Source organism: Methylophaga sp. UBA1464 (assembly GCF_002325665.1).
In the GTDB taxonomy this organism is placed as follows: domain Bacteria; phylum Pseudomonadota; class Gammaproteobacteria; order Nitrosococcales; family Methylophagaceae; genus Methylophaga.
Window position 1 is genome coordinate 23533 of sequence record NZ_DCSO01000053.1, and the last position, 6164, is coordinate 29696.

5 protein-coding genes are annotated in these 6164 nt (G+C 47.0%); all 5 read left to right on the plus strand.

Translation table 11 applies throughout. The annotated features are described in order from the left end of the window. The coding region (locus B3O33_RS06500) for a molybdopterin dinucleotide binding domain-containing protein (protein ID WP_292363228.1) at positions 1-1380 on the plus strand (1380 nt) is incomplete at its 5' end. A 185-nt stretch (positions 1381-1565) separates the two neighbouring features. After that, positions 1566-2813 (plus strand): hypothetical protein, encoded by a 1248-nt coding sequence (locus B3O33_RS06505; RefSeq protein ID WP_292362592.1) that lies wholly within the window; start codon positions 1566-1568, stop codon positions 2811-2813. Positions 2814-3384: 571 nt separating this feature from the next. Beyond that, positions 3385-4251: a nitrate- and nitrite sensing domain-containing protein gene (locus B3O33_RS06510; protein ID WP_292362593.1), complete on the plus strand. Its 867-nt coding sequence runs from the start codon at positions 3385-3387 to the stop codon at positions 4249-4251. Next, positions 4235-4852 carry an ANTAR domain-containing response regulator gene (locus B3O33_RS06515; protein WP_292362594.1) on the plus strand — a complete coding sequence of 206 codons (618 nt, stop codon included), beginning with the start codon at positions 4235-4237 and terminating at the stop codon, positions 4850-4852. Before B3O33_RS06510 ends, B3O33_RS06515 begins: the two co-directional genes overlap by 17 nt. A gap of 325 nt (positions 4853-5177) precedes the next feature. Continuing rightward, the coding region (locus B3O33_RS06520; RefSeq protein WP_292363229.1) for a CmpA/NrtA family ABC transporter substrate-binding protein at positions 5178-6164 on the plus strand (987 nt) is incomplete at its 3' end.

Consider the following 6164-nt stretch of genomic DNA (forward strand, 5'->3'; position numbering starts at 1 on the left):
TCCGAAATTGAAAAACAAACCGACTGTACCGAATTTGCCGATGTGTTGTTACCCGCTTTGGGCTGGGGTGAAAAAGATGGCACGGTCACCAATTCAGAACGCCGTATCAGTCATCAGCGGGCTTTTTTACCGGCTCCCGGAGAAGCCAAAGCCGATTGGTGGATGCTTAAAGAAGTCGGTAAACGACTGGGCTTTGCCGAGCAATTCCAGTTTGAAACGGCGGTAGACGTGTTTCGTGAACATGCAAGGTTATCGGCCTTTGAAAATGCGGGGCAGCGGGATTTTGATATCAGCGCGCTGGCCAATATCACCGAACAGGAATATGCCGCCCTGCAACCTATTCAATGGCCGGTGACCGATAATGCCCCGCAAGGCACCGCCCGGATGTTTACCGACAATCATTTTTATACAGCGTCCGGCAAAGCCAGAATGATTGCGGTGGAGCCACATTACCCACAAAACGAAGTGGATGATGTGTATCCGTTAGTGCTTAATACCGGTCGCATTCGGGACCAATGGCATACCATGACCCGCACCGGTCGGGCACCCAGACTCAATGCCCATATCAGTGAGCCGATGATTGACATGCATCCGGTAGATGCCGGGCATTGGCAGATCCAGAACAAGGCATTGGCACAAGTCGAGAGCAAATGGGGACGTTTGACCGGACGGGTCAATTTAACTCAGGAACAACGGCCGGGCAGTATTTTTGTGCCGATTCACTGGAATGGACAATTTGCTTCACAAGCGCGTGTCGATACCCTGGTTGCACCGATTACCGATCCGATTTCCGGTCAGCCCGAATCTAAACATACCCCGGTGAATGTACGACCCTTTTTACCACGCTGGCATGGTTTTATTTTGTCTCGCCAACCCTTGAGTCTCACTGAAACAGCCTATTGGGTGAAGGTCAAAGGCCAGCAGTTCTGGCGTTATGAACTGGCCGGTGAAAATTGGGTGGAACAGCCACTTGAGTGGATTCAGAATCTTACCGAGCAACAAGGTGAATGGCTGGAATTCAGTGATCAGCGAGCGGGGCGCTATCGTGCCGCCAATATTCTCGATAATCAGTTACAAACGGTGATGTTTCTGGCGGCGGACCATCATCTGCCGGAGCGCGGCTGGTTGTCACAATTATTTACTGAAGAAACCCTGGATGGAGCTGCCCGGCAAAGTCTGCTGGCGGGACGTCCGGGACCTGGACAACAGGATAAGGGAAAAATGGTCTGTGCCTGTTTTGGTGTAGGTGAAACCACAATTAAAGACACAATCCGTCAAGGTGAGGCCAAATCTGTGGAAGATATCGGCCGTTGTCTCAAAGCAGGAACCAACTGTGGATCCTGCATTCCCGAATTAAAACAGCTGTTAGCAAACTCCTGACGGTTGTTGGCAGAGACTTGTTTCTGCCTGAAAAAATTGACGAGCGGTCTGCATTTACGATGATGCTTTCCACTCTGAACCGCCCTGCGCGTATGCAGCCACAACGACGTGGCAAATCAATCTTTATTTTTTGATATTTCGGTTGCCGAACCAAGGTTCCGCGACCCGTAAGTTAAGGAAAGATCATGTCAAAATTACCTACATATACTGCAACGACGTTGATGGCGAGCTTGATTGGCACATTACCAATCACAGCAGTTTCTGCAGAGAAAGACAGTTTTTTGGAAGCACTGACCGGCGGTAAAGTCAGTTTCTCCGCCCGTGCCCGTTATGAGTCAGTCAAACAGGATAATGACCTGAAAGATGCCGATGCATTTACCGTGCGTTCAACGTTGGGTTATGAAACCGGTCGTTTAAACGGTTTCGGAGCTTTTATTGAATTTGAGAATGTGACCGATTTAGGTGGCGATAACTACAACAGTACGACCAATGGTGAAACCGACTATTCGGTGGTCGCTGATCCGGATGGTACTGAAGTAAACCAGGCTTATCTGAGTTATCAGGGCTTTGATACCTTGGCAAAATTTGGTCGGCAGCAAATCACTTATCGTGATGCACCATTTCATCGTTATATCGGTAATGTGCTATGGCGGCAGAATCATCAGACGTTTGATGCATTTTCCATCCAGAACAAGTCATTACCTGATACCCAGCTGAGCTATGCTTTTGTAAATAAAATCAATACCATTTTTGGTGATGATCGTGATTTTGGCATCATTAAAAATGGTGTGATTGATGTGAAAGCACATCTGTTTAATGCCCAGTACAGTGGTCTACCATTTGGCAAGCTCGAAGGTTATGGTTATTTGTTGGAGTATGAAGATGCTGAGGCCACATCTTCTAAAACGCTTGGTGTGCGATTCAGTGGTGCCCCTGCGATAAATGATGCCTGGAATCTGATTTATACCGCTGAATATGCACGTCAGAGCGACTATAAAAGCGGGACGATGGATGATCAGGATTATTATCTGGCAGAACTCGGTGCCAAACATAAAGGCTGGATGGCCAAACTGTCTTATGAAGTTCAGGAAGGTGATGGTACAGACAGTTTTAAAACGCCGCTGGGCACCAATCATGCGTTTCAGGGCTGGGCAGATCAATTCCTGACTACACCGGCACAGGGACTCAAAGATACCTATCTGACCGTGGTTGGCAATGTATTTTTCGGCGCTAAACTGATTGTTTCATATCACGACTTTGAGACTGATCAGGATAGTCTGGATGCCGGAAATGAGCTGGATATCCTGCTTGAAAAAACCTTTAATCAGCATTACACCGTGGGTGTGAAATACGCTGATTACAAAGCAGATAAAGAGTTTCCATCGCTGGTGGATACGGAAAAATTCTGGGTCTACGGACAAGTTAAATTCTGATATCTCCTCGGCTGATTGTTGGCCAGGCCAGCCCTGATCAGGGCTGGCTTTTTTTTTTGCCTTTATTCCAGGGGCTGTTGTTCTTTCAGATCAGTCTCTGTTAGGACTGAAAATGCACCAGTCAAGGCAGGAGCAATGCCGTTCATCCGGGGGGCATAAGTGTTGTATTTTCAGCCATACCCCGTAGGACCGAGACGATTTTTTCGCCTTGTTCGACAAAAAAATAGCCTACGGCAGAGGTGGATCTGAAAGATCAGCAGACCCAGGGTTTTCGCACCAAAAATAAGCAACTCGTTGTTTATTGCAACCCATTTTAATGCATGGTGTGACTTGGGTGATTCTTAATATATTGAAAAATATAGTGTTTTCCTCTGGCACAGCTTATGCAATGTCCCTTGTGTTGCCACACAAAGAAGGAGGCTACAACCATGGGATACCTAGTTGATTTTTTCTATTTGATGAAAGAGTTTTTCAAACTGCTTTTCTTGGTGTTGATTTCTCCACTGGGCCTAATGGCTGGTTATCTTTTCAGCTGGGAATAATGGAATAAAGATTAGTTGAGAGTCAGACTATGATAGTCAACCCCACCATAGCAGGTGCATTAACGGTAGCGGCATGCTTCGCCGCTACCAAACAATGGACGGTAAGTGTTCGTGATCAACGGCGTGTAAAACATGCCATTTCACAATTGGTTCGTCTCAAGCAGTTAATTGACCTCAGTCAGCAACATCGCGGAACCAGCAGTGCGGTTTGTGCTGGTAATGCCTCCCTCGCAGGCAAGCTGGTTTTCCTGCAAACAGAAATTGATCAATTTATTCAGGCCAGCGAAAACACCGATATGCAAACACTGCCGCAATGGCTGTCGTTTGTCGATCACTGGCCGCGTCTTAAAAAGCAAATCCAGGAACGCAGACTCACTTCACATCAGGTTATTCGTCAGCACAATGCCATGATTGACGGGCAATTGTCGTTGTTTGATGATCTCAGTCGTTTATACAATCTGCATCACTTCATGCTAGATAACATCACCCGTTTGTCCGAACTCTGCCTAGATACACTGCGTGCGGCTGAAACCCTGGGACAAATCCGTGCTGTGGGATCAACCTTGTGTGCCCGTGGGCAGGGCGGTGGTGCTGAGACCATGATGTTGTCTTTTCAACGTTTAACTGCCAACGGCAGAATTGCTGAACTGCTTAGAGAAATGGGTGGGATTCGGAATAAGGATTTGTTAAAGATACTTGCGGGCCAAAGCGACAAAATTGAGCGTGATACTGCTCTGTTATTACAGACGATAGATCAACAAGTGCTGATGGAAGGCGCCATTACGTTATCAGCCGATGATTTTTTTAAAACGGCTACCCGTGCCATTGAAACGGTACTCAATGTGTTTTCTCTTATCATTAATTATGCTGCGGATAATCATGCGAAACTCAACTGACATCACAACACAAAGTTTTAATTCCACATTGGTGTGCGATCGGTCAGATATTGCACAGCAATTAGTCGAACAATTGAACGGCACCATGTTCGAGGTGACCAACCAGTCGGCTTCTCTTCCTAAACTTGCGATGAAACAACTCGAATTCACCGGCATGTTCATTCTGGCAGTGCGAAACTGCGACAGTGACATGATGGCGCTGGTTGATATGTTGCTCAGGCAGCAACCCATGCCGGTGGTGATCTTTACGGATACCTATGATGCACAGGTCGAAAAACAAGCCATTCAGCTTGGAGTCAGTGCGTATGTGGTTGATGGTTTGCAACCGCATCGGGTGCTGCCATTACTCAGCACGGCACGCAATCGTTTTTTGCAACAACAAACGATGCGTGAACAAGTGCAATCACTGGAAACCAAACTGGCGGAACGCAAGATTATTGATCGAGCCAAGGGTGTGTTGATGCAGCAGCGTCAGTGCAGTGAGGATGAGGCTTATCGTCTGTTACGCACTACAGCGATGAACCAGAACATGCGTCTGGCTATGCTGGCAAAACAGGTGCTGGCCACAGCAAACCTGCTGGAAACTCATCCCCAAACCTGAAGCAAATCAATAAATTTGTCTGGTGTTGCACCATCTGGGTGCCAGACATTTTAATTAGCCCCAAATCGACGCAAGTTGCAGCAATGAGCTATATAGGGATCTATTGTAACTAACTGAAATATATGATTTTCTAAATAGGTATGTAGTTGGCATATTAACTGCAATGTGGACTCAAGACAATCCAATGCTGGATTGAAAACTGTAACCGGAATGGATTTTTTCTGGTATCCGGGCAACGCCGCCGTTTTCTGTCCCATGACTTGTTTATTTCGCATCATCTTATTAACAGATGTCTGAACTAAACAGTTTTAAGTTGGAGCTAACTATGTCTTTACCCCATAAGAATTCAAAACCTATGCGTCGATGGCTGTCTGCCGTTGCGATAACTACTGCTATCAGTTTTTCCTCTGCATTAGTTGCCGCCCCCGGAGAACTGGAAAAAGAAGACCTTCGTCTGGGCTTTATCAAACTCACCGATATGGCGCCATTGGCGATTGCTCAGGAAAAAGGTTTTTTTGAAGATGAAGGTCTGTACGTCACCCTGGAAGCTCAGGCGAATTGGAAAGTATTGCTGGACGGTGTGATCAATGGTGCACTTGATGGTGCACACATGCTGGCCGGCCAGCCCCTTGGCGCGACAATAGGCTATGGCACCCAGGCTGACATTATTACGGCATTCAGTATGGATCTGAATGGGAATGCCATTACCGTTTCCAATAAGGTTTGGGAGCAGATGAAACCCCATATTCCCATGCAGGAAGATGGGAATCCACAGCATCCAATCACTGCTGAGGCATTGAAGCCGGTCATTGAATCATTCAGGCAACAAGGTAAATCATTCAATATGGGCATGGTGTTCCCCGTATCGACCCATAACTATGAATTACGTTACTGGCTGGCGGCTGGTGGTATCCATCCCGGTTATTATGCCCCGCATAAAGGTGACAGCAGCGGTCAACTCCAGGCAGAGGCTTTGTTATCTGTCACACCTCCACCGCAAATGCCCTCGACCATGGAAGCTGGCACCATTGATGGTTACTGTGTGGGTGAGCCCTGGAATCAGCAAGCTGTATTTATGGGGATTGGCGTACCCGTCATTACCGATTATGAAATATGGAAAAATAATCCGGAAAAAGTTTTTGGTGTTAGCCAGCAATGGGCTGATAAACATCCCAATACCCATATCGCCATGGTCAAAGCGTTGATTCGTGCTGCACATTGGCTGGATGCCGAGAACAATGCCAATCGTCCTGAAGCGGTGGAGATTTTGTCCCAGAGCTATTACGTCGGTGCCGATTATGATGTGATTGAT

Excerpts from the sequence above, each read along its gene's own strand:
- B3O33_RS06505 (WP_292362592.1), top strand. The coding sequence starts at position 1,566 with ATGTCAAAATTACCTACATATACTGCAACGACGTTGATGGCGAGCTTG.
- B3O33_RS06510 (WP_292362593.1), top strand. The coding sequence starts at position 3,385 with ATGATAGTCAACCCCACCATAGCAGGTGCATTAACGGTAGCGGCATGC.
- B3O33_RS06515 (WP_292362594.1), top strand. The coding sequence starts at position 4,235 with ATGCGAAACTCAACTGACATCACAACACAAAGTTTTAATTCCACATTG.